At 67.3% G+C, this 23,099-nt stretch carries 23 protein-coding genes; 22 read left to right on the top strand and 1 reads right to left on the bottom strand.

What is annotated here, in order from left to right:
* Positions 1–26: 26 nt before the first annotated feature.
* The 3 genes from lepA to hemW are packed head-to-tail and all read left to right on the top strand — an operon-like array spanning position 27 to position 3,746.
* A complete protein-coding gene (gene lepA / locus CAM01S_RS09750; protein WP_066521183.1) occupies positions 27–1,874 on the top strand; it encodes a translation elongation factor 4 in 1,848 nt (615 codons plus the stop codon).
* Positions 1,871–2,521: a DUF1990 domain-containing protein gene (locus CAM01S_RS09745; protein WP_066520404.1), complete on the top strand. Its 651-nt coding sequence runs from the start codon at positions 1,871–1,873 to the stop codon at positions 2,519–2,521. Before lepA ends, CAM01S_RS09745 begins: the two co-directional genes overlap by 4 nt.
* A gap of 7 nt (positions 2,522–2,528) precedes the next feature.
* On the top strand, positions 2,529–3,746 hold the full coding sequence (hemW, locus tag CAM01S_RS09740; RefSeq protein WP_066520401.1) for a radical SAM family heme chaperone HemW: 1,218 nt from the start codon (positions 2,529–2,531) through the stop codon (positions 3,744–3,746).
* 77 nt (positions 3,747–3,823) lie between these two features.
* Here hemW and CAM01S_RS14375 read toward each other — a convergent pair whose 3' ends face one another.
* Positions 3,824–4,285 (bottom strand): DUF4870 domain-containing protein, encoded by a 462-nt coding sequence (locus CAM01S_RS14375; RefSeq protein WP_083527921.1) that lies wholly within the window; start codon positions 4,283–4,285, stop codon positions 3,824–3,826.
* A gap of 147 nt (positions 4,286–4,432) precedes the next feature.
* On the opposite strand from CAM01S_RS14375, the gene hrcA reads away from it, so the two are divergent.
* The 19 genes from hrcA to dusB all read left to right on the top strand — a co-directional run bounded on the left by hrcA (position 4,433) and on the right by dusB (position 23,090).
* Positions 4,433–5,455 carry a heat-inducible transcriptional repressor HrcA gene (hrcA, locus tag CAM01S_RS09730; RefSeq protein WP_066520397.1) on the top strand — a complete coding sequence of 341 codons (1,023 nt, stop codon included), beginning with the start codon at positions 4,433–4,435 and terminating at the stop codon, positions 5,453–5,455.
* Positions 5,456–5,516: 61 nt separating this feature from the next.
* Complete coding sequence (dnaJ, locus tag CAM01S_RS09725; protein WP_066520394.1) at positions 5,517–6,617, top strand: molecular chaperone DnaJ; 1,101 nt, start codon at positions 5,517–5,519, stop codon at positions 6,615–6,617.
* Positions 6,618–6,620: 3 nt separating this feature from the next.
* Entirely contained in the window at positions 6,621–7,373 is a 753-nt protein-coding gene (locus CAM01S_RS09720) for a 16S rRNA (uracil(1498)-N(3))-methyltransferase (RefSeq protein WP_066520385.1), read from the top strand.
* An 88-nt stretch (positions 7,374–7,461) separates the two neighbouring features.
* Positions 7,462–7,815, top strand: coding sequence for a histidine triad nucleotide-binding protein (locus CAM01S_RS09715; protein ID WP_066520383.1), 354 nt, complete (start codon positions 7,462–7,464; stop codon positions 7,813–7,815).
* 64 nt (positions 7,816–7,879) lie between these two features.
* Positions 7,880–8,956 carry a PhoH family protein gene (locus CAM01S_RS09710; RefSeq protein WP_245631620.1) on the top strand — a complete coding sequence of 359 codons (1,077 nt, stop codon included), beginning with the start codon at positions 7,880–7,882 and terminating at the stop codon, positions 8,954–8,956.
* Positions 8,953–9,414 (top strand): rRNA maturation RNase YbeY, encoded by a 462-nt coding sequence (ybeY, locus tag CAM01S_RS09705; protein ID WP_066520376.1) that lies wholly within the window; start codon positions 8,953–8,955, stop codon positions 9,412–9,414. Before CAM01S_RS09710 ends, ybeY begins: the two co-directional genes overlap by 4 nt.
* Positions 9,415–9,420: 6 nt before the next feature.
* The gene (locus CAM01S_RS09700; protein WP_066520375.1) at positions 9,421–10,749 is read left to right on the top strand and encodes a hemolysin family protein; all 1,329 of its coding nucleotides are present in this window, start codon (positions 9,421–9,423) and stop codon (positions 10,747–10,749) included.
* Positions 10,746–11,768: a GTPase Era gene (gene era, locus CAM01S_RS09695; protein WP_083527919.1), complete on the top strand. Its 1,023-nt coding sequence runs from the start codon at positions 10,746–10,748 to the stop codon at positions 11,766–11,768. Before CAM01S_RS09700 ends, era begins: the two co-directional genes overlap by 4 nt.
* A gap of 63 nt (positions 11,769–11,831) precedes the next feature.
* Positions 11,832–13,088: a sensor histidine kinase gene (locus CAM01S_RS09690; protein ID WP_066520373.1), complete on the top strand. Its 1,257-nt coding sequence runs from the start codon at positions 11,832–11,834 to the stop codon at positions 13,086–13,088.
* Positions 13,085–13,798 carry a response regulator gene (locus CAM01S_RS09685; protein WP_281176696.1) on the top strand — a complete coding sequence of 238 codons (714 nt, stop codon included), beginning with the start codon at positions 13,085–13,087 and terminating at the stop codon, positions 13,796–13,798. The genes CAM01S_RS09690 and CAM01S_RS09685 overlap by 4 nt, the downstream gene beginning before the upstream one ends.
* A 34-nt stretch (positions 13,799–13,832) precedes the next feature.
* Entirely contained in the window at positions 13,833–14,588 is a 756-nt protein-coding gene (locus CAM01S_RS09680) for an ABC transporter ATP-binding protein (RefSeq protein ID WP_066520364.1), read from the top strand.
* The gene (locus CAM01S_RS09675; RefSeq protein ID WP_066520360.1) at positions 14,585–15,973 is read left to right on the top strand and encodes an ABC transporter permease; all 1,389 of its coding nucleotides are present in this window, start codon (positions 14,585–14,587) and stop codon (positions 15,971–15,973) included. The genes CAM01S_RS09680 and CAM01S_RS09675 overlap by 4 nt, the downstream gene beginning before the upstream one ends.
* A gap of 164 nt (positions 15,974–16,137) precedes the next feature.
* A complete protein-coding gene (gene leuA, locus CAM01S_RS09670; RefSeq protein ID WP_066520358.1) occupies positions 16,138–17,913 on the top strand; it encodes a 2-isopropylmalate synthase in 1,776 nt (591 codons plus the stop codon).
* Positions 17,914–17,954: 41 nt separating this feature from the next.
* Positions 17,955–18,728 carry a DNA repair protein RecO gene (gene recO / locus CAM01S_RS09665; RefSeq protein ID WP_066520356.1) on the top strand — a complete coding sequence of 258 codons (774 nt, stop codon included), beginning with the start codon at positions 17,955–17,957 and terminating at the stop codon, positions 18,726–18,728.
* Positions 18,725–19,522 carry an isoprenyl transferase gene (locus CAM01S_RS09660; RefSeq protein ID WP_066520354.1) on the top strand — a complete coding sequence of 266 codons (798 nt, stop codon included), beginning with the start codon at positions 18,725–18,727 and terminating at the stop codon, positions 19,520–19,522. Before recO ends, CAM01S_RS09660 begins: the two co-directional genes overlap by 4 nt.
* A gap of 78 nt (positions 19,523–19,600) precedes the next feature.
* Positions 19,601–20,986 carry a glycine--tRNA ligase gene (locus tag CAM01S_RS09655; RefSeq protein WP_066520347.1) on the top strand — a complete coding sequence of 462 codons (1,386 nt, stop codon included), beginning with the start codon at positions 19,601–19,603 and terminating at the stop codon, positions 20,984–20,986.
* 57 nt (positions 20,987–21,043) lie between these two features.
* Complete coding sequence (locus tag CAM01S_RS09650; RefSeq protein ID WP_066520346.1) at positions 21,044–21,745, top strand: DsbA family oxidoreductase; 702 nt, start codon at positions 21,044–21,046, stop codon at positions 21,743–21,745.
* Positions 21,742–21,939, top strand: coding sequence for a hypothetical protein (locus tag CAM01S_RS09645; protein WP_066520344.1), 198 nt, complete (start codon positions 21,742–21,744; stop codon positions 21,937–21,939). Before CAM01S_RS09650 ends, CAM01S_RS09645 begins: the two co-directional genes overlap by 4 nt.
* The gene (gene dusB / locus CAM01S_RS09640) at positions 21,936–23,090 is read left to right on the top strand and encodes a tRNA dihydrouridine synthase DusB (RefSeq protein ID WP_066520342.1); all 1,155 of its coding nucleotides are present in this window, start codon (positions 21,936–21,938) and stop codon (positions 23,088–23,090) included. The genes CAM01S_RS09645 and dusB overlap by 4 nt, the downstream gene beginning before the upstream one ends.
* Positions 23,091–23,099 lie beyond the last annotated feature (9 nt).

The raw sequence follows: 23,099 nt of genomic DNA, 5'->3' as shown, positions 1-23,099 counted from the left end.
CCGACCGCGACACCAACCGAGGAACCGTGAGCCCACAAGCATCATCGCCGCTCGAGCCCGCTTCGACGCCGGCGTCGGCGATCCGCAATTTCTGCATCATCGCGCACATCGACCACGGGAAGTCCACTCTCGCGGATCGAATGCTGCAGATCACCGGCGTCGTCGACGAGCGGGCGATGCGCGCCCAGTACCTCGATCGGATGGACATCGAGCGTGAGCGCGGCATCACGATCAAGTCGCAGGCGGTGCGCATGCCGTGGGACGTCGACGGTGCGACGTTCGCGCTCAACATGATCGACACCCCCGGCCACGTCGACTTCTCCTACGAGGTCTCACGGTCGCTTGCTGCCTGTGAGGGAGCGATCCTCCTCGTCGATGCTGCGCAGGGCATCGAAGCGCAAACCCTCGCAAACCTGTACCTCGCCCTCGAGAACGACCTCGAGATCATCCCCGTGCTGAACAAGATCGACCTGCCCGCGGCGGAACCCGAGAAGTATGCCGCCGAACTCGCGCAGCTCATCGGCGGTGACCCCGACGATGTCCTCCGCGTGTCCGGGAAAACGGGTGCGGGCGTTCAGGAGCTGTTGGACCACGTCGTGCGGCGTGTTCCCGCGCCCACCGGCACAATGGACGCTGCCCCGCGTGCGATGATCTTCGACTCGGTCTATGACAGCTACCGAGGCGTGGTCACCTACGTGCGCATGGTGGACGGGCGAATCGGGCCGCGCGAGAAGATTCAGATGATGTCGACGCGGACCACGCACGAGATCCTCGAGATCGGTGTCTCGAGCCCGGAGCCGACCCCGACAAAGGGCCTCGCTGTCGGCGAGGTCGGCTATCTCATCACGGGTGTCAAGGACGTCCGGCAGTCGAAAGTGGGCGACACGGTCACGAGCGCTGCCAAGCCCGCCGGCGTTCCGCTCGCCGGCTACGTCGACCCGAAACCCATGGTGTTCTCCGGGCTCTACCCGATCGACGGGAGCGACTATCCGGAGCTTCGGGAGGCGCTCGACAAGCTGAAGTTGTCGGATGCCGCGCTGGTCTACGAGCCGGAGACCAGTGTTGCGCTCGGCTTCGGGTTCCGCTGCGGTTTCCTCGGGCTTCTCCACCTCGAGATCATCACGGAACGTCTCAGCCGGGAATTCGGCCTCGACCTCATCACTACCGCGCCGAGCGTGATCTACGAGGTCACGACCGAGGATGGCAACGTCACTGCGGTGACGAACCCCTCCGAGTTCCCGAACGGACGCGTGACCAGCGTGCGCGAGCCCGTCGTGCGGGCTGCGATCCTCGCACCGAAGGACTACGTCGGCGCGATCATGGAACTGTGTCAGTCGCGGCGCGGAAGCCTCCTCGGAATGGAATACCTCGGTGAGGATCGAGTCGAGCTCCGGTACTCGATGCCGCTCGGCGAGATCGTGTTCGACTTCTTCGACCAGCTGAAGAGCCGCACCCAGGGCTATGCGAGCCTCGACTACGAGCCGATGGGCGAGCAGGAAGCCGACCTCGTCAAGGTCGACATCCTCCTGCAGGGGGAGCAGGTCGATGCGTTCAGTGCCATCGTGCACCGCGAGAAGGCCTACGCCTACGGGACGATGATGGCGGAGCGCCTTCGAAAGCTCATCCCGCGGCAGCAGTTCGAGGTGCCGATTCAGGCAGCGATCGGAGCACGAATCATTGCGCGCGAGAACATCCGTGCGATGCGGAAGGACGTCCTCGCCAAGTGCTACGGCGGTGACATCACGCGGAAGCGCAAGCTGCTGGAGAAGCAGAAAGAGGGCAAGAAGCGCATGAAGATGGTGGGTCGCGTCGAAGTGCCCCAGGAAGCCTTCATCGCCGCGCTCTCCGGGGACGTCGAGGAGAAGAAGCGATGACCGCGCGTCAGACGCACCGGCCCACATCGCTCAGCTATGCCGCGGTCGGCGCGACGCAGGCGCCTGACCTCATGACCTATCCGCCCAAAGGCTTCGTTCCTCGGGAGGATCGCACGCGGATCGGACACGGTGACCAGCGATTCGAGACGGCATGGCTGCAGACACTGACGTGGCAGATCCAGGAGCGAGCCGGGATCGGCGTGCATGTCGACAGCGTGCCTCCCGAGGATGAGGTCAGCTACACCCCTGTCACGTTCGACGACAGCGGTGCCGCGATCGAGGCGGCGTCGATCGGGTCGACGACCACGACGCGGTTCGCACCCGACGGAACTCCGCTGATCGTGCCTGGTACGACGGCGACGCTGACGCTCCATGCGTACGGTCGCTCGATCCATGCGCCGGTTCGTGTCGTGTCCGTCGTCGACGAACCGGACCGCAAGGGATTCGCGTACGGAACGCTCGAGGGGCACCCGGTGCGCGGCGAGGAATCGTGGGTCATCGAACGCACAGCGGACGGCTCCGTGTGGCTGCAGGTCCGCGCGTTTTCCCGTCCCGCGAACTGGAAATGGCGCCTCGTGGGCCCGCTCCTGCGTCGACAGCAGCGTCGCATGACCGAGGAGTATCTCCGAGCGCTCGTGGGGGAGTGACCGGGGCATGCCGAGCGCGCTTCCGTTGGGCGATCCTGCCCCGAGCGACGGGTTGATCACTCCGGCCACGGGCGTCGGCGCCGTGCCGTTCGGGGTGTACGTGCACGTGCCGTTCTGCCGCGTTCGCTGCGGCTACTGCGACTTCAACACATATACGGCATCGGAGTTGCGCGGCGTCCGCCGCGACGACTATGCCGGGCACGTCCTGCGGGAACTCGACTTCGCCGCGTCGGTACTCGAGCGCTCGGGCGTTCCGGCTCGCCCCGTGTCGACGGTGTTCTTCGGCGGGGGAACCCCCACGATGCTGCCCGCATCCGATCTCTCGATGATCCTCGCGCGGATCCGTTCGCTCTGGGGTCTGGAGGCCGGGGCTGAGATCACGACGGAGGCCAACCCCGATTCTGTGGACGCGGACACCCTCGCCGAACTCGCATCCGGTGGCTTCACGCGGGCGAGCTTCGGGATGCAGTCCGCGGTGCCGAACGTGCTGCGAACGCTCGACCGCACGCACGTTCCGGAGCGGGTGCCGCTGGTGGTCGAGCAGGCCAGGGCAGCGGGGCTCGACGTGAGTCTCGATCTCATCTATTCGACGCCGGGGGAGTCGCTTGCCGATTGGCAGACCAGCCTCGACGCGGCGATTGCATGTGAGCCGGACCACATCTCCGCCTATGCCCTGATCGTCGAGGCAGGTACCGCTCTTGGCCGCGACGTTGCTCGCGGTGTGATCGCCGCTCCGGATGACGATGTTGCCGCAGATATGTACGAGCTCGCGGACGCGCGGTTGAGCGCGGCCGGATACGAGTGGTACGAAGTCTCGAACTGGGCCCGCGGCGAGGAGCACGCAAGCCGGCATAATCTCGCGTATTGGCGCTCGTTCGATTGGTGGGGGGCCGGCCCTGGGGCGCATTCGAGTGTTGCGGGCACGCGATGGTGGAACGTCAAGCACCCGGCGGCCTATGCCGCTCGCGTGCTCGACGGCGCGTCACCAGCTGCGGGCCGCGAGGTGCTCGACGCCGAGACGCGCTCGTTCGAGCATGTCATGCTCGCGGCGCGCGTCCGTGGCGAGTTGCAGTTGAACGAACTCGCGCCGACTGCGCGCACGCGTGTCGCAGACCTGATCGCTCGCGGGCTCGTGGATGGTCGGAGCGCGCTCAATGGGCGACTCGTGCTGACGCTGCGAGGGCGTCTCCTCGCCGACGCAGTCGTGCGTGAACTCCTGGAGTAGACGGCTGCGGAGCTGGCGCGACGTGACACCAGCTCGAGTGTCGATCCGCCTCCGGGTCGCCCGAGTGTGCGACGGCGTCAGCGCCGGATGAACTCGATGCTCAGCGGATAGGTGAAGAAGCGGCCCTGATTCGCGGCGACCGCCGCCTGAACGGCGAACACGATCGTCACGATGAAGGCGGCCAGGTTGATCAGGAAGCCGATCCCGATGATGGAGGTCGCGCCTCCGATCAGATAGGCGATGAGCATCGTCAGGTTGAAGTTGAGAGCGACGCGGGTGTGCTCACGGACGAATGCGCCCCGGTCCCGGAGCACGAGGTACGCGACCAGGGGCGCGACGAACGAGAACAGGATGCCGCCGACATGCGTCAGCGTCGACCAGAGGCGCTGATCCTCGGGGCGAAGCGGCTGCGGCGGTTGCCAGTCGGGGTGGTGGGTTGCGTTCCACTCGGGGCCCGGCCCGCTCTGACCGTAGCTTGGTTGGAATCCGTTCGAGCGGGGGTCGTTCGGCGCTGAGCCGCCGGGCGGGGTCGTACTCATGGCGCAGAGCGTACCGCGTCGTGTCGACGACGTCCTCGTTCGGGTGCGGATCGGTGGGTGTCGGCGCCCCGGCGTAGAATCAGCAGTCCGAGGCGGAGAGTGCCAGGTTCCGTCGGAGTTCCGTCCGTAGGCCGTGAGGAGGTCGTCGTGGTCAGCGAACGCAGTCTCGAGGTGTTGCAGGCGATCGTCCGCGATTACGTGGCGTCTCGGGAGCCGGTCGGATCGAAGACCATCGTGGAGCGTCATGCATTCGGTGTCTCCGCGGCCACGATTCGGAACGACATGGCGGCGCTCGAGGAAGAGCAACTCATCGTTGCGCCGCACACGTCGTCCGGCCGGGTCCCGACCGATAAGGGATATCGCGTCTTCGTCGATCACCTCAGCGAAGCGCGCCCGCTGACCTCGGCGCAGCGGCACGCGATCGAGACCTTCCTCGGCACCGCGACCGACCTCGACGAGACGCTCGCCCGAACGGTTCGTCTCCTGAGCCAACTCACCAACCAGGTGGCGCTCGTGCAATACCCGTCGATGGCGCGGGCGCGCGTGCAGCACATCGAACTCGTCCGGCTCGGCGACGCCCGCTTGATGAGTGTGCTCATCACCGACACCGCACGAGTGGAGCAGCGTGTGCTCGACGTCGATGTATCGCTTCAGGATGACGTGCTCGCGGCGCTGCGAACGGTGATCAACGGCGCCGTGGTCGGTGTGCTCCTGCAGGACGCCTCGACCATCCTGCGTGCGCTTCCCGAGCAGGTGCGGCCGGAGTGGCAGGCGCTCGCCGGAGTTGTCGTCGCGAGTCTGGTCGAACAGGTGGGTGCGAACAGGACGGATCGGCTCGTGCTCGCCGGGACAGCGAATCTCGCAAAGAGCGAGCAGGACTTCGCCGGCGGCATCTTCCCCGTGCTGGAGGCGATCGAAGAGCAGGTGACCCTCCTGCGGCTGTTCGGCGAACTGCAGCTCGACAGCGCGGCCGTCACCGCGAGCATCGGCGAGGAGAACGCCGAATACGGCCTGAACGCGACGAGCATCGTCGCCGGTGGCTACGCTGCGTCGGGCGGCGAGGTCGCCCGCCTGGCCGTGCTCGGGCCGACCCGGATGGACTACGGGTCCAACATGGCCGCGGTTCGTGCTGTCGCCCGATATCTGTCGAGCCTGCTCGGCACACCGTGAGTCGCCGCTCCCCGACCGTTCGCCCTTGACCGTGACCGCCCCCGACTCGACAGAGGAATTCGTGGCTGACCATTACGACGTACTCGGCGTCTCGCGTGACGCATCGGACGCCGACATCAAGAAGGCGTACCGCCGTCTCGCTCGCGAGTTGCACCCGGACGTCAATCCCTCGCCGGACGCCGCTGAGCGATTCAAGGACGTCACGCACGCGTACGACGTGCTTGGCGATCCGGAGCAGCGCCGACGCTACGACGCAGGCCCTCAGGCGGGGAACCCCTTTGGCGCGGGCGGATTCGGCGACATCTTCGACGCATTCTTCGGCGGGGGCGGTGCCCGCGGCGGAGGGCCTCGCAGCCGTGCGGAGCGCGGCCAAGACGCGTTGCTGCGTATCGAGGTCGATCTCGACGAGGTCGTATTCGGCACGCACAAGGATGTCGAGGTCGACACCGCCGTACTCTGCGACACCTGTGGAGGCTCGTGCTGCGCCCCAGGGACCGGTCCGGTCACCTGCGACATCTGTCACGGGACGGGTCAGATTCAGCGCACGGTTCGGTCGCTCCTCGGCAATGTCGTGACGAGCGCGCCCTGCGGCACCTGCCGAGGGTATGGCACTGTGATCCCGAACCCGTGTCCCACTTGCCAGGGTCAGGGACGCGTGCGTGCGCGCCGGTCCATTCCCGTCGACATTCCGGCGGGGGTCGACTCCGGGCTTCGTCTTCAGCTCCCCGGGCAAGGGGAAGTCGGCCCAGCCGGTGGACCAGCGGGCGACCTCTACCTCGAGGTCCGCGTTCGGCACCACGAGGTGTTCAGCCGTGACGGCGACGACCTGCTTGCAACCCTCGAGGTGCAGATGGCGGATGCCATCCTCGGCACTGCCGTGCGCGTGGACGGGCTCGATGGCCCAGTCGATCTCGAGATCCGGCCAGGCGTGCAGAGCGCAGACGTCCTCGTGATCAAGGACCGTGGGATCACGCGACTTCGCGGGAACGGTCGGGGTGACCTGCGCGTCGGGGTGCAGGTCGTGACGCCCACGAAGCTGTCGCACAAGGAACGCGGGCTCATCGAGTCGTTCGCGAAGGCGCGGAAGCCCCAGGCGCCGCAGCTCGCGCGATTCCAGCAGGGCATGTTCGGCAAGCTTCGAGACCGCTTCTTCGGAGCCTGATCGGTGGCGTCGCTGTACTTCGTCGAGACCCTCGCCGGAATGGCCGAGGGATCGCTCCTGGCCGTGACGGGCGCCGAAGGTCGGCACGCCAGCACGGTGGCGCGCGTGCGCGTCGGAGAGCGGCTCCGTGTGGGAGACGGGAACGGCACCGTCGCGGAGGTCGTCGTCGAGCAGACCGAGCGGGACTCGCTCATGGTTCGGATCGATCGGCTCGCTCATGTCGATCCGCCGCGGCCGACATTGGTGCTCGTCCAAGCGCTCGCGAAGGATCGCCGGGATGAGATGGCCGTCCAGGCGGCGACCGAGGTGGGCGTGGATGTGATCGTCCCGTGGGCCGCTGCACGCAGCGTGTCCCGTTGGGACGGCCCGAAGATCGAGAAAGGCCGAGCCCGCTGGACGGCGATCGCTCGGGAGGCCGCCAAACAGGCGCTCCGGCCAACCGTGCCGCGCATCGGGTCGCTGGTGTCCACGGCAGACCTGCTCGCTGGACACGGCGATGTGGTTTGGGAGGCGCGCATCACCACCCTGGTTCTCGATCCGACCGCGTCGGCTCGCCTGTCGACCTGGCGGTCGGGAGCCGATGCCGAGGCATTGGCGCTCGTGGTCGGTCCTGAGGGCGGCATCGACGATGGAGAGCTCGAGCGCTTCGCCGCGGCTGGCGCCCACCGGGTCCGACTCGGCGATTCGGTGCTCCGCACCTCAACCGCCGGACCGGTCGGGCTCGGCCTCCTGCAGGCGGCGCTCGGCCGATGGTGATGCCCGGCGCGAGGCCTGCCCGGCCACGAGCATCCGCGCTCCGCACCGGGGAAGGTTCGGCGTCAGCCGTGCGTTCTACGATGGAACCATGAGCGAGAACCCGAGCATCTTTACGCGGATCATCGCGCGGGAGATCCCCGCGACGATCGTCGCTGAAGACGATCGGATGATCGCGATCGAAGACATCGCACCGAAGGCGCCCGTCCATGTGCTCGTGATCCCCAAGACGCAGCAGTATGCGACGGTATCCCAGCTCGCGGCGGGCGACCCGGACCTCCTGGCACACATCGTTGCCACGGCGCAGCGCATCGCCGATGAACGCTCCGCTGGGGAGTTCCGATTGGTATTCAACTCGGGATCGTCCGCCGGTCAGACCGTGTTCCACGTCCACGCACATGTGCTCGCAGGTGATCTGCAGGAAGGCTCTCTTGCCGCTCAGTAATGCTGATGGAACGCCGTCCAGCGACGGCTCCGCCCTGTCCGAGCTGACCGTCGACGGCATCGCGATGGTGCAGCTCCTCGGTCCCCAGGACCGGTTGCTTCGCACGCTCGAACGGCAGTACCCGGCGGTGCAGGTACTCGTTCGCGGGAACGAGGTGACGCTGACGGGGCCGGAGCGCGACGTTGCGCGTGCGCGCGCCCTCGTCGACGAACTCATCGTGATGGTGCGCCGCGGTCAAGACATCGGCCAGGCGGACGTCTCGACGTCGGCCCGTGTGATCGCAGACGATCGCCGTCCGACTGAACTGTTCGGGGAGCCGATCGTGTCGAGTCGCGGCAAAGCGGTGCGCCCGAAGACCGACGGCCAACGCGCCTATGTGGCTGCCATCGACGAGAACACCATCACGTTCGGTATCGGCCCGGCCGGAACCGGTAAGACGTACTTGGCGATGGCGAAGGCCGTGCAGGCGCTGCAGCGTCGCGAGGTCAACCGTATCATCCTGACTCGGCCTGCGGTCGAAGCCGGTGAGCGCCTCGGGTTCCTTCCCGGCACGCTCACTGACAAGATCGATCCGTACCTGCGGCCGCTGTACGACGCCCTGAACGAGATGATGGATCCGGAGCTGGTCCCGAAGCTCCTCGCCGCCGGCACCGTGGAGGTCGCCCCGCTCGCGTACATGCGCGGTCGGACGTTGAACGATTCGTTCGTCGTCCTGGACGAGGCGCAGAACACGACGCCGGAGCAGATGAAGATGTTCCTGACCCGACTCGGCTTCGGCTCGAAGATGGTCGTGACGGGCGACATCACCCAGGTCGATCTGCCGGGTGGGGCGAGCGGCTTGCGCATCGTGACGCAGATCCTCGCCGGCGTCCCGGACATCCACTTCGCCCGCCTCGGGAGCGAGGACGTGGTCCGGCACACGCTTGTCGGGCGGATCGTCGACGCCTACACCCGCTATGACGAGGAGCGAATGGCTGCAGAGGCCGGGTATCGACCTGGCGGACGCGGAACTGCTCCGACGGGCAACATCGCGGGCGCCAACCGCGCCGAGCGTCGCGGCAGAGTCCCGCAGGATCGGCAGCAGCCGTGGTACCACCAGGAAGCCCGGTCCGGGCGCGAGCAGCATGGGAGCGCGCGGTGAGCATCGAATTGAACAACGAGTCCGGTATGTCGGTCGACGAGGACGCAATTCAGCGGCTCGCGTCGTTCGCGCTGGACGCATTGCATGTGCACGCCGACGCCGAGCTCGCCATCGTGCTCGTCGATGAGGGCGCGATGGAACAGCTCCATGTGCGGTGGATGGACGAGCCCGGTCCCACCGATGTCTTGAGCTTCCCGATGGACGAGCTCCGGCCCGGCACCGAGGACGACCCGACGCCTCCCGGGCTTCTCGGCGACATCGTGCTGTGCCCGCAGGTCGCTGAGGCGCAGGCAGTTGCCGCGCACCATTCGACGCTCGACGAGCTCTTGCTGCTGACCTGTCACGGCCTGCTGCACCTCCTCGGCTTCGACCATGCGGAGCCCGATGAGAAGGCCGAGATGTTCGGCATTCAGGGTGAGATCCTCAGCGCCTTCGCGGCGCAGAGTCGGGGGCGGTGACCGCTCGTGCTCCTCGTCACCGTCCTGACAGCGGTGGCCGTGGTGCTCGTCGTGCTCGGAGGGGTGCTCGCGGCCGCTGACGCCGCGCTCTCCGTCCTCTCACGTGCCGACCTGGAGGAACTCGCGGAAGCGTCGCCACCAGCAGCGCGCCGCCGCCGGTCGTTGACGGCGATCGCTGCTGATGTGGACGCGCATGTGAACGCGCTGAACTTCTTCCGGGTACTCGCCGAGACGGCCGCCGCGGTGCTCGTCACCATAGCGCTCGCGCGGACGTTCGGTTCCTGGTGGGAGACGCTGATCGTCGCGGCGCTCGCGATGAGCGCCGTCTCGTTCGTGCTCGTCGGCTCCAGCCCACGGAGTGTTGGCCGGGCACGTCCCGAGGTACTGCTGCGGTGGTTGAGCGGACTGATCCACGGCGTCCGCATCGTCCTTGGGCCGCTCGCGTTGGTCTTGATCGTCATCGGTGATCGCGTGACTCCTGGTCGACGTGGAGGTCGGGCAGTGTCGAGCGAGGAGCAGCTGCTGTCGCTCGTCGACGAAGCGACAGAGAGCAACGTCCTCGAAGCCGACGATCGCGAGCTCATCCATTCGGTCTTCGAGTTCAGCGACACACTCGTCCGCGAGGTCATGGTGCCGCGAACGGACATGGTCACGGTCGACGCCGCCGCGTCGCTCGCCGCGGTGATGGACCGGTTCCTCGCTGCCGGTGTGTCGCGGATCCCGGTCATCGGGACGACTGCCGACGATGTGCGGGGCGTGGTGACGTTGCGCGACGTCTCCCGAGCGCTATACGCGGACCCGACGGCGTCGTCGGCGCGGGTCACGACACGGCTTCGACCTGCGGTCTTCGTCCCGGAGTCGAAGCCTGCGGACGACACCCTGCGGTTGATGCAGGCGCAGCGGAGTCATCTCGCCCTTGTTGTCGACGAGTATGGCGGCGTCGCAGGCCTGGTGACGATGGAAGACCTCATCGAGGAGCTCGTCGGGGACATCACCGACGAATCCGATCGTGAGGCGGTCGATCACGTGGAGATCGATGACGGGGTGTGGCGGGTGTCCGGTCGAATGCCAATCGACGAGCTCGGCGAGCTCTTCGGCGTCGAGCTGGACGACGATGACGTCGAGACTGCGGCCGGATTGCTCACCAAGGAGCTCGGCCGCCTTCCCGCCGCCGGTGAGCGGGCGACTGTGTCGGGCATCGTGCTCGCAGCCGAGCGGGTCGAGGGACGTCGGAAGAACCTCGTGACGCTTATCGTGGAGCGGTCGGCTGAACTCCGGTCGGCTGAGGACGCGTTCCTCGGAACGGCTGTGCCAGAGATCGGGAATCAAGAATGACGGACGACATCGGCCACGACGCTTCGCTCGAATCCGATGGTGGGACCAGGGGTGCCGCCCCGATCGATGCTTCGACGGCGGACGGTGTGGCTGACCGACCGTTCCGGGCGGGCTTCGTCTCGTTCGTCGGGCGTCCGAACGTTGGGAAGTCGACGTTGACGAACGCGCTGGTCGGCGAGAAAGTGGCGATTACGTCCCCGAAGCCGCAGACGACGAGGCGCGCCATCCGCGGCATCGTGCACCGGCCGGATGGTCAGGTCGTCATCGTGGATACGCCGGGCGTGCACCGACCGCGGACACTGCTTGGCGAACGGTTGAACGACCTGGTCCAGTCGACGCTCGCGGATGTCGACGTCATCGGATTCTGCGTGCCAGCCGGCGAGCCGATCGGGCCGGGCGACCGCTACATCAACGACACCCTCGAACAGTATCCGCGGGCGAAGAAGATCGCGATCGTCACGAAGATCGATGGCGTCGGGAAAGAACGCGTCGCCGGGCAGTTGCTGGCCGTCTCCCAGCTCCGCGACTGGGACGCGATCGTCCCGACGTCGGGGACCAGGTCGCTCCAGCTGGAGACCCTCCTCCACGAGATCATCGGGCTGCTTCCGGAGTCGCCGCAGCTCTACGACGCGGAGACCGTCACGGAAGAGACCATGACGGATCGCATCGCGGAGCTCATTCGCGAGGCGGCGCTCGACGGTGTTCGGGATGAGCTCCCGCACTCGCTCGCGGTGGTCATCGACGACATCGACGAGCCCGCGGAGTCGCCCGAGACGGATGCCCCCGCCGCGGAGCGCACCAACGGCGCCACTCGAATCTTCGCGAACCTCTTCGTGGAGCGCGACAGTCAGAAGGCGATCGTGATCGGACGCGGTGGGGAGCGGCTCCGCGACGTCGGCACGCGCGCCCGCGCTGAAATCGAGCAGCTCCTCGGGCGGCACGTCTACCTGAACATCCGGGTGAAGGTCGCGAAGGAGTGGCAGCGCGACCCGAAGCAGCTGTCCCGGTTGGGGTTCTGACGTCTGGCGCTTGTCATCCTGGGGACTGATCCGCGAGGCGACGAACCGCTCTACGGTATTCGTGTGATCCGGTCCGTGGTGCGCAGTCAACTGCTCTTCGACGCCGCGCTCGCTGTCATCCTCGCCGGGTTCGCGGCGTTCGCCGCCCGGCTCGATGTCGTCTCGACGCTCGCAGCCGCCGGAATCGGGATCGCCGTTGCGCTGCGGCGCATCGCGCCGGGCATTGCGCTCGGCGTGGCAAGCCTGATCGCGGTCGTGCAGATGCTGCGACTCGAGCCATTTCTCGTGCCGGATCTCCTGATTCCCGTGGTCATGTACGGAACGGCCGCCTATGGCACTGCGCGTACCCGGCGGCTCGGCCTCATTGCGGCGTTCGCCGGTGCCCTCGTCGGTGCTGCGTATCTCCTGCTTCGGCTGGACCTTCCGTTTCAGGAGGCCATCCGGACCCTCGGGTCGTCAACGCAAAGCAGACTCGAAGTCATCCAGCGCTTCGGCGCGGTCTTCCTCGTCGCGCTTGCGATGCTGCTCCTTCCATGGCTTGCCGGCCTCGTCGCGCGGAGCCGGACAGCTGCGCGCACCTCGAGTCGGGCGCGCCTCATCGCGGAACGCGACGCCGCGCGCGCCGATCGCGCCGTCGCCGTCGAACAGGAGCGCGTGCGCATCGCCCGAGAGATGCACGACATCGTGGCGCATTCGCTCGCCGTGGTGATCGCGCAAGCGGACGGGGCCCGCTACGCATTGCGCGACTCGCCGAGTGCCGCGGAAGACGCGCTGACCACAATCGGCGCGACGAGTCGACGGGCGCTCGGCGATGTGCGCGAGATGCTCGGTGCACTCCGTCACGAGGAGGGCAGTGCGCCGACGCATGACGCGAGCGACCTCGCGCGTCTCATCGGCGACATGCGGGAGCTCGGTGTGCAGATCCGACTGCATCAGCGCGGCGATGCGAGCCGGCTTCCGACCACCACGCAACTCGCGCTCTACCGGATCGTGCAAGAGGGGCTCACAAACGCCATGAAGCACGGGGTCCCCGGCGGTCCGGTCGACCTTCGGATCGACACCGATGGCGACCCGATGCGTATCGAGATCGTCAACGGGGTCGGAGATCGATCTGACCTCGCCCCCGGTACGGGCCACGGTCTCGTCGGGATGCGCGAGCGGGTGTCCATGTCGGGCGGTCGCCTGTCCGCAGCCCGCGTCGACCAGACCTTCACGGTCGACGTCGCCCTTCCGCGCCCACCCCAGGTCGACGCCGATCGGGGTGACCGTCCCGCGGTCGTCGCAGGCACTGCCGATGGCGATTGGAGGGCATCGCCGTGACCGCGTCGCCGATTCGGGTCGCGCTCGTCGACGATCAGGCGCTCTTCCGTGCCGGCATCCGCATGCTCCTCAGCTCGCAGGACGATCTCCGATTCGTCGGAGAGGCCGGAGACGGTGCGGACGGCGTCGACCTGGTCCGGTCCCTCGAGCCGGACGTCGTGCTGATGGACGTCCGTATGCCCGGCATGGACGGCATCGCCGCGTCAGCCGCGATCACCGCCGACCCCGCCGCGCGCACGAAGGTGCTCGTGCTCACGACGTTCGACTTCGACGAGGCCGCGGCCCGTGCCGTTCGCGCGGGTGCCAGCGGGTTCCTTCTCAAAGACGCGGATCCCGAGTTCCTCCTCGCCGCGATTCGCACGGTGCATGCGGGGACCGCCGTATTCGCCGCATCCGCAACGCGGGAACTGCTCCGGAGGCACGAGTCGCCTCCCACGCGCTCGCCGCTGCCCGACTCCTACCGCACGCTGACCCCGCGGGAGCGGGAGATCTTCGGTCTCGCCGCGATCGGGCTGAGCAATACCGAGATCGCCGCCCGTGAATACCTGAGCGAAGCGACCGTGAAGACGCACATCTCTCGGATCCTCGCGAAATTGCGGTTGCGCGATCGCGTGCGTCTCGTCGTGTTCGCGCACGAGCACGGTCTCGCCGACGCCGCCGAGCGGTCGGAAGTCATCCTCCAGGATGAGATGAGCCAGCCCGACGACTGACGCGCACCGGGCCGTCGCCCGACACGCTGAGAGCATGACCGAACTCAGCAGTCCATCGGGGACGCCGATCCTTCAACTGGAACGTGTTTCGAAGCGATACGGGCAGAGCGTCGTCGCGCTCGATCACGTCACGCTCAACGTCGTCGCCGGCGAATTCACCGCCATCATGGGGCCGAGCGGCTCCGGGAAATCGACGCTGATGCACGTGGCGGCGGGGCTCGACAGCGTCTCGGACGGACGCATTCTGATCGACGGCATCGACATCACGCGCACGCCTGATCGCGGCCTGACGGAACTGCGCCGCCGGAAGGTCGGGTTCGTCTTCCAGTCGTTCAATCTCGTCCCGACACTCGATGTCGCCGAGAACATCGCGTTGCCGATCACGCTCGACGGACGACGACCTTCCGGGGCGGAGTCGCAATGGATAGCCACGCTGGTCAACCAGCTCGGGTTGCGCGACCGCCTCCAGCACCGACCCGCACAACTGTCCGGCGGCCAGCAGCAACGGGTCGCAATCGCCCGCGCACTCGCGACGCGGCCGGCTGTCATCTTTGCGGATGAGCCGACCGGCGCGCTCGACTCACGGACCGGGCGTGAGGTGCTCGCGATTCTCCGACGAGCGACGAGCTCGTGGGGGCAGACCGTTGTGATGGTCACCCACGATCCGATCGCGGCGGCGACCGCGGACCGCGTCGTGTTCCTCGCGGACGGGCGCATCGAGGCTGATCACAGCGGCCTTGACGCGGCCTCGATCAGCTCGGTCGTGCTCGGGCTGGAGACAGCGGCATGACGCTCCTGCGCGATTTCGTCTCGACGCTGGTCGTCGCCGCGCTCGGTTCCGCGTTCGGCAGCGCGATGCTGATAGCCAGTGCGCTGCTCGGCGACTACGCAGTCGCGAGCGGGCTCCAGCGCTTTACCTCCTTGATCGCCGTGCTCGACATCGTGGGCTTGGTGTTCCTCGGCATCGCGCTCTACGTGTCGGGCGTCGTGACCGCGAACACATGCGCGACCGTGATCGCCGGACGCAGCCGTCTCATCGCCCTTGAGCGCCTCATCGGCGCTTCGAGCGCTCGCCTCCGATCGACGATCACGCGCTCCGGACTGCTCGTCGGCGCGCTCGGCGCCATCGCCGGGACGGCGTTCGCCGTCCTTTCGGGCGCAATCGTGCTTGCAGCACTCCGCAATGCGGGCGTGTTCCCGCCCGGCCACTACACGCTCATCCCGACGACGCTGATCCTGCCCGGCGCAGGCGTCGTCCTCACCACATGGCTCGCATTCCGTGTCGGTTCCCGACGCGTCCTCGAGGTGCGTCCCATCGAAGCGCTCGCGGGCGAATCCCGGTCGGCGCGCACGGATCGTCGCGCATCGCGGGGCCGCGCGGTGGCAGCACTCCTGGCAGTGATCGCTGGGACTGCGTTGCTCGCGATGGGCGTGCTCGGGTACAGCGCGGGCCCGGAGATGGTCTTCGTCGCGATGCTTGGCGGGTTCGTGTCATTCACGGGAGTGGTGGTCGGAGCGCCGTTCTTCCTGCCACCGGTTCTCGGCGTGGTCGGACGCCTCGGAGCATCGAGCCCTACCGTGCTGCTCGCCGGACGGAACGCTGTTCGGGAGCCCGCTCGGGCTGCCCGCGCCACAGTCGGCCTCGTGATCGGCGTGACGCTCCTCGTCACCTTCTCGACAGCCCTGGCGACGTATGAGCATCAGATCGTCGGACAGTTCGACCTTCCCAAGGCGACGCTCGTGGCGACCCATCGAGCGTTCGCAACGATGGATGCGATCGCCGGCGGCCTCGCCGGCTTCTCGGCAGTCATCGCAGCCATCGGCGTGATCAACGTCCTCGCGCTCGGGATCCTGCAACGCCAGCGCGAGGTCGCGCTGCTGCGCGCGATCGGACTCACCGGCGCGCAAGTCCGTGGCATGGTCGTCATCGAGTCCTTGCAGATGGTCGCGACGGCGTTGCTCGTCGGGGTCGTGCTCGGCACCGTGTATGGGTGGGCGGGCGCCGTGGCACTCTTCGGATACAAGACAACCGGTGCACCGATCGTGCCGGTCCTGCCGCCGACGACGCTCGGCATCGTCGCTGTCGGCGGCGGGCTGCTCGCCGTGCTTGCGTCGATCGCCCCGCTGCGCCGTGTCACCCGTGTCCCCCCGACCGAGGCCCTCGCCGTCGAGTAGTCACGGCAGGTGACGAGCTGGGATACCAGTGCTACGGTGGCGGTGATGCTTTCGGCAACGCTCCTCCTTCGCTGCCGCGACGGGGCCTGACACTCGGCCCACCCCGTCGCGGAGTTCGTCGTGGCCGTACCACTCCAGCCGACGAAAACACAGAGGTACGCATCATGCAGAACACGCAGCGCCCGTCAGGGATGCCGATTCACAAGTACGTCCCGTACGCCGAGCAGATCACCGTCGACCTTCCCGACCGCACGTGGCCGTCCAGGCGCATCGAGCAGGCTCCGCGGTGGTGCGCGGTCGACCTCCGGGACGGCAACCAGGCACTGATCGATCCGATGGACGCGGACCGGAAGCGCACCATGTTCGATCTCCTCGTGCGCATGGGCTACAAGGAGATCGAGGTCGGCTTCCCGAGCGCGTCCCAGACGGACTTCGATTTCGTCCGCTCGCTGATCGACGATGACGCAATCCCGTCGGACGTCACGATCCAGGTGCTCACACAGGCGCGCGAGCACCTGATCGACCGCACCTACGAGGCGATCGACGGTGCGAAGCAGGCGATCGTGCATCTCTACAACTCAACGTCGATCCTGCAGCGCGAGGTCGTGTTCCGAACGGACGTCCAGGGCATCGTCGACATCGCCCTGGAAGGAGCGCGGCTCTGCAAAGCAGCCGAGGCGCGGCTCCAGCGCGGCACCCGGGTCTTCTACGAGTACTCGCCCGAGTCCTACACCGGGACGGAGCTCGACGTCGCGCTCCGTGTCTGCAACGAGGTTCTCGAGGTGTTCGAGCCGACCCCGGATCGCAAGGTGATCATCAATCTGCCTGCAACCGTCGAGATGGCGACCCCGAACATCTACGCCGACTCGATCGAATGGATGTCGCGACGTCTGCACCACCGTGAGAACGTGATCCTCTCGCTCCATCCGCACAACGACCGTGGCACGGCCATCGCGGCCGCAGAACTCGGCTACATGGCAGGTGCGGACCGGATCGAGGGCTGCCTGTTCGGGAACGGCGAGCGCACGGGCAACGTCGATCTCGTCGCGCTCGGCATGAATCTGTTCACCCAGGGGATCGACCCGCAGATCTCATTCGCGGACATCGATCAGATCAAGCGCACGGTCGAGTACTGCAACCAGTTGCCCGTTCCAGAGCGACAGCCTTGGGCGGGGGATCTCGTCTACACGGCGTTCAGCGGATCACACCAGGATGCGATCAAGAAGGGCTTCGAGTCGATGGAGGCTCGTGCCTCCGCCGCAGGAACGACCGTCGACGAGATCGTCTGGGCCGTCCCGTATCTGCCCGTCGATCCGAAAGACATCGGCCGCTCGTACGAAGCGGTCATTCGCGTCAACTCGCAGTCCGGCAAGGGCGGCGTTGCCTACCTGCTGAAGACGGACCACGCGCTCGACCTCCCGCGCAGACTGCAGATCGAGTTCTCGGGCGTGGTGCAGCAGCGCACCGACGCCGACGGCGGCGAGTTCACGTCCGAGGCGATCTGGGAGCTCTTCAAGGACGAGTACCTGCCCGCGGACGTCGACGAGGAGAAGTGGGGTCGGTACGAGCTCACGAAGACAGCGACGGCGAGCGACTTCACTGGATCGACGCATCTCTCGGTACGGCTTCGTGTCGACGACGATGTGCTCGATGCGGAGGCCGACGGCACCGGGCCGATCGATGCGTTCATCGATGTCCTCCGGCAGCAGGGCGTCGTCGTCACGCTGTACGACTACGTCGAGCACACGTTGAGTGCATCGGGCGATGCGCAGGCCGCGTCGTACGTCGAGCTCGACGTCGATGGCCGGCGTCTCTGGGGCGTGGGAATCGACGCTGACATCGCCACGGCCTCCCTGAAGGCGATCGTCTCCGCCGTGAACCGGGCTATCCGCGCCGGCGCAGCGACCGGTACCGAGGAGCCGGTGCTCGCCGGAGCCTGAGCGGTCCCCACGGTGTCGGCCCCGCGCGGGATACTTGACGAATGCCGTTGTACCGGGACGAGTGCGTCGTACTGCGCACCCATAAGCTGGGTGAGGCAGACCGCATCGTCACGATGCTGAGCCGGCAGCACGGCAAGATCCGCGCGGTGGCCAAAGGCGTCCGTCGAACCGCATCGAAATTCGGTGCCCGACTCGAACCGTTCATGGTCGTCGACGCGCAGTTCTATGAGGGCAGGTCGCTCGACATCGTGACGCAAGCGGAGTCGCTCGGCTCGTACGGTGCGGACATCGTGGCCGACTATCCGAGCTACACCGCAGCGAGCGCCATGGTCGAGACGGCGGACCGCCTGAGCGATGCCGACGCGGGCCTCCAGCAGTACCTGCTGCTCGTCGGAGCGCTGCGGTCGCTCGCGCGACGAGAGCACCCGACGGCCTCGACGCTGGACTCCTACCTGCTGCGCGCCATGAGCATCGCCGGCTGGGCACCGTCATTCGGCGACTGCGCGGTCACCGGCGACCCCGGCCCGCACAGCGCGTTCGTCGTCCAACTCGGCGGCGTCGTCGCGGACCGCGCGGCGCCGCCCGGAGCGCCTCGTCTCGATACGCCGACGCTGTCCCTCCTCGGGTCGCTCCTCGCTGGTGACTGGACAGCGGTGGACGGAGCCGACGAACGGACGCGATCACGCGCCTCCGGTGTCGTCGCCGCGTACACGCAGTGGCATCTGGAACGCGCGCTTCGATCGCTCCCGCATGTCGACCGACACGAGACACCGGCACCCATCGCAACCACATCGCAAGGATCCACACACCCATGAGCCCCCGCCGCAAGGTCGTCCTCGATCCGATCCGTCCCGTCGACTGGACTGGAGAGGAACCGCCGGCGATTCCTGCGCAATTCGTGCCGAACCACGTCGCGATCGTGATGGACGGGAACGGCCGGTGGGCGAATCAGCGCGGCCTGCCTCGGATCGAAGGGCACCGTGAAGGGGAGGCATCGTTGCTCGACGTCGTCGCGGGCGCGATTCAGATCGGGGTGAAACACGTCTCGGCGTACGCGTTTTCCACGGAGAACTGGAAGCGGTCGCCAGAGGAGGTGCGGTTCCTCATGGGATTCAACCGGGAGGTTCTGCACCGGCGTCGCGATCAGCTCAACGCCTGGGGCGTCCGGATCCGGTGGGCCGGGCGTCACCCGCGCCTGTGGCGAAGCGTCGCGGATGAGCTGCAGAAGGCCGAACGGGCTACTGCGCACAACGACGTGATCACGCTCACGATGTGCATCAACTACGGCGGCCGGACCGAGATCGCAGACGCCGTCCGGAGCATCGCTGAGGAGGTCGCGGCGGGCCGGATGAAACCGAACCAGGTCACCGAGCGAGCCATCGCACGGCACCTGTACATCCCTGACCAGCCCGATGTCGACTTATTCGTGCGCAGTTCCGGTGAGCAGCGCACGAGCAACTTCATGCTCTGGCAATCGGCGTACGCGGAGATGGTGTTCCTCGACCGTCTCTGGCCGGACTTCCGACGGGCCGATCTGTGGGCGGCCATCGATCAGTACGCCCGCCGGGACCGGCGCTTCGGCGGGGCGGTGGACGTCCCCACCCGGTGAGCGTCCCGCTAGCATTGCGGGGTACATCGCCCGTGCCGTACACCCAGTCCGGCGCGCAACACAGGAGTTCACCACCGCATGGCACAGCCCTCCCGTCTCGACAACGTCATCGCCCTCGCGAAGCGCCGCGGCTTCGTCTTCCAGTCCGGTGAGATCTACGGAGGGTCGCGCAGCGCGTGGGACTACGGTCCGCTCGGCGTCGAGCTGAAGGAGAACCTGAAGCGGCAGTGGTGGCAGCGGTTCGTGCGCGGCCGCGGCGACATGGTCGGCCTCGACTCGGCGGTCATCCTTCCGCGCAAGGTCTGGGAGGCGTCTGGTCACGTTGCGACGTTCACCGACCCGCTCGTCGAGTGCCTCCACTGTCATCACCGCTTCCGGGCGGACCACCTCGAAGAGGGCTTCGCCGCGAAGAAGGGGCGCGCTCCGGAAGGCGGGTTGGCGGAGGTGCCGTGCCCGAACTGCGGGACGCGCGGCCAGTGGACCGAGCCGCAGATGTTCTCGGGCATGCTGAAGACGTACCTCGGGCCGGTCGAATCGGAGGAGGGCCTGAACTTCCTCCGACCGGAGACCGCGCAGGGTATCTTCGTCGACTTCGCCCAGGTCGTCACCACGAGTCGGATGAAGCCGCCGTTCGGGATCGGCCAGGTCGGCAAGGCGTTCCGCAACGAGATCACGCCCGGGAACTTCATCTTCCGGACCCGTGAGTTCGAGCAGATGGAGATCGAGTTCTTCGTCCCACCGGCCGAGGCGCCCGACTGGTACGAGCGCTGGATCGCGGATGCGATCGCCTGGTACACGGATCTCGGCATCGATCCTGACAACCTGCGGCGGTTCGACGTGCCCGACGGGGAGCGGGCGCACTACTCGGACGCGACCGCCGACATCGAATACCGCTTCGGCTTCACCGGCTCGGAGTGGGGTGAGCTGATGGGCGTCGCGAACCGCACGGATTTCGACCTCGGCAATCACATCCGAGAATCCGGACAGGACCTTCGGTACTTCGATCAGGCCTCCGGCGAGCGGTACATCCCGTACGTCATCGAGCCGTCCTTCGGTCTGACGCGCGCGCTCATGGCGTTCCTCATCGATGCGTATCACGAGGACGAGGCGCCGAACGCGAAGGGTGGCGTCGACAAGCGAACTGTGATGCGGCTCGACCCGCGTCTTGCTCCCGTCAAGGCGGCGGTGCTGCCGCTGTCGCGCAACGAGCAGCTGTCCCCGGTCGCTCGCGGACTCGCGGATGACCTGCGCAAGCACTGGAACGTCGACTTCGACGACGCTGGCGCGATCGGGCGGCGCTATCGGCGTCACGATGAGATCGGCACGCCGTTCTGCATCACCGTCGACTTCGACACCCTCGAGGATCATGCCGTGACCGTGCGCGAGCGCGACACGATGGCGCAGGAGCGAGTCGGACTCGACCGTCTGCAGGGGTACCTCGCGGGCCAGTTGCTCGGCGCGTGATGCGCTCGGGTGAAATCCGGCCGGAATGCGGGGCCATCATGCAGCGTTCGGTCGGGCATGAGTGACGTTGTGAAGGTCGATGTCTGGTCCGACATCGCGTGCCCGTGGTGCTTCATCGGAAAGCGCAAGTTCGAGGCCGGGGCCGCGGCATTCGCTGCTGCGCACCCCAATGCCGCCATCGACGTCGAATATCACTCGTTCGAGCTGAGCCCGGACACGCCGGTCGACTTCGAAGGGTCGGAGGCCGACTACCTCGCACAGCACAAGGGACTTCCGGTCGAGCAGGCGCAGCAGATGGTCGACCGCGTCACCGGCATCGCCGCGCAAGCGGGGCTCCAGTACGACTACGACGCGTTGCGCCACACGAACACGATCAAGGCGCATCAGGTGATCCACCTCGCGAAGGTGCACGGCAAGCAGCTCCCGATGATCGAGCGGCTGTTCGCGGCCTACTTCGAGCAGGGCCGGCACCTGGGTCACGATGACGAGCTCGCCGACCTCGCGTCGGAGCTCGGTATCGATCGGGTCGAGACGCTGCGGGTGCTGCAGGATGACACCTTCCTGGACGCCGTGCGGGCCGACCAAGCGCAGGCGCAAGCCTATGGGATCACCGGAGTTCCGTTCTTCGTCCTGGATGGCAAGTACGGGGTGTCGGGTGCGCAAGAACCGGAGGCGTTCGCGCAGGTGCTGAGCCAGGTGCTCGAGATGCGCGCGGCAGACGGAGCGCACGGTGCTGCCGACCCGGAACCGGCGCGATGACGGAGCCGATCGTGAATGTCGGCGCGACGACGGAGCCAGCCGTGCAGGGTGGTGACGGTGCGAACCCGACGGGTGATGCGCCTCCCCAGCCGTTCGCGCAGCAGCCCGGTCTGATCCCGATCGTGATCGACCAGTCCGGACCGGTGTGCGTCGGCGATGTGTGCGATCTCCCGTGGGAGAATGGGGCGCGATGACGATCACGGACACCGCTTCGACGCCGCTGCAGATCGGCCGCATCCAGGTCGACACGCCGGTCGTGCTCGCACCGATGGCGGGCATCACGAACACCGCGTTTCGACGCCTCTGTCGAGAGTACGGCGCAGGTCTTTACGTCTCCGAAATGATCACCTCGCGCGCACTCGTCGAACGCACGCCCGAGTCGATGCGTCTGATCCGCCACCACGAGTCCGAGACGCCCCGGTCGATCCAGCTCTACGGCGTCGAGCCGAACACGGTCGCCGAGGCCGTCACCATGCTCGTCGCGGAGGACCGCGCCGACCACATCGATCTCAACTTCGGGTGTCCCGTTCCGAAGGTCACCCGGAAGGGCGGCGGCGCGGCACTCCCGTGGAAACTCGACCTGTTCCGCGACATCGTCGAACGCGCGGTGAAGGCGGCTGGCGACATCCCGCTCACGGTCAAGATGCGGAAAGGCATCGACCGCGACCACCTCACATATCTCGAGGCGGCACGGGCTGCCCAGGGGGCGGGCGTTGCGAGCATTGCGCTCCATGCCCGCACGGCGAGCGAGTTCTATTCCGGCCAGGCGGACTGGAGCGCGATCGCAACGCTGAAAGAGACCATCGCCGATGTCCCGGTGCTCGGCAACGGCGACATCTGGTCCGCCGCGGACGCGCTCCGGATGGTGGATGAGACCGGTTGTGACGGTGTCGTCGTCGGTCGCGGATGCCTTGGGAGGCCGTGGCTGTTCGGCGATCTCGCCGCGGCGTTCCGGGGCGAGCGTGCGCAGGCGATGCCGTCCCTCGGAGAGGTCGCCGAAGCGTTCCGCCGGCATGCAGAGCTGCTTGTCGAGTTCTTCGAGGACGAGGACCGCGGGTGCCGCGATATCCGCAAGCATGTGGCGTGGTACTTCAAGGGGTATCCCGTCGGAGGGGATGTTCGGTCGTCGCTGGCCACGGCGAGCAGCCTGCAGGAGATCGACGATCTCCTCGGACAGCTCGATGGGGCGCAGCCGTACCCGGGCGCGGACGCCGAGGGGCCGCGCGGCCGCGCCGGGCACCCGAAGAAGCCGTCCCTCCCGGACCGATGGTTGGAGAGCCGCGAGATCGACACCGAGTTCCGCAAGGTGCTCGCTGCCGCCGAACTGCATCACTCCGGCGGCTGACCAGTGCGC

It is taken from the genome of Curtobacterium ammoniigenes NBRC 101786 (assembly GCF_001571045.1).
Lineage (GTDB): Bacteria > Actinomycetota > Actinomycetes > Actinomycetales > Microbacteriaceae > Curtobacterium > Curtobacterium ammoniigenes.
The sequence above is the reverse complement of the archived record's forward strand: the minus strand, read 5'-3'. Positions and strand labels throughout refer to the sequence as shown.

Coding starts and splice junctions, on each gene's coding strand:
- recO (WP_066520356.1), top strand. CDS start 17,955: ATGCCGTTGTACCGGGACGAGTGCGTCGTACTGCGCACCCATAAGCTG.
- CAM01S_RS09680 (WP_066520364.1), top strand. CDS start 13,833: ATGACCGAACTCAGCAGTCCATCGGGGACGCCGATCCTTCAACTGGAA.
- CAM01S_RS09715 (WP_066520383.1), top strand. CDS start 7,462: ATGAGCGAGAACCCGAGCATCTTTACGCGGATCATCGCGCGGGAGATC.
- CAM01S_RS09650 (WP_066520346.1), top strand. CDS start 21,044: ATGAGTGACGTTGTGAAGGTCGATGTCTGGTCCGACATCGCGTGCCCG.
- CAM01S_RS09745 (WP_066520404.1), top strand. CDS start 1,871: ATGACCGCGCGTCAGACGCACCGGCCCACATCGCTCAGCTATGCCGCG.
- era (WP_083527919.1), top strand. CDS start 10,746: ATGACGGACGACATCGGCCACGACGCTTCGCTCGAATCCGATGGTGGG.
- CAM01S_RS09655 (WP_066520347.1), top strand. CDS start 19,601: ATGGCACAGCCCTCCCGTCTCGACAACGTCATCGCCCTCGCGAAGCGC.
- CAM01S_RS14375 (WP_083527921.1), bottom strand. CDS start 4,285: ATGAGTACGACCCCGCCCGGCGGCTCAGCGCCGAACGACCCCCGCTCG.
- CAM01S_RS09710 (WP_245631620.1), top strand. CDS start 7,880: ATGGTGCAGCTCCTCGGTCCCCAGGACCGGTTGCTTCGCACGCTCGAA.
- dusB (WP_066520342.1), top strand. CDS start 21,936: ATGACGATCACGGACACCGCTTCGACGCCGCTGCAGATCGGCCGCATC.
- CAM01S_RS09660 (WP_066520354.1), top strand. CDS start 18,725: ATGAGCCCCCGCCGCAAGGTCGTCCTCGATCCGATCCGTCCCGTCGAC.
- leuA (WP_066520358.1), top strand. CDS start 16,138: ATGCAGAACACGCAGCGCCCGTCAGGGATGCCGATTCACAAGTACGTC.
- CAM01S_RS09675 (WP_066520360.1), top strand. CDS start 14,585: ATGACGCTCCTGCGCGATTTCGTCTCGACGCTGGTCGTCGCCGCGCTC.
- CAM01S_RS09645 (WP_066520344.1), top strand. CDS start 21,742: ATGACGGAGCCGATCGTGAATGTCGGCGCGACGACGGAGCCAGCCGTG.
- hemW (WP_066520401.1), top strand. CDS start 2,529: ATGCCGAGCGCGCTTCCGTTGGGCGATCCTGCCCCGAGCGACGGGTTG.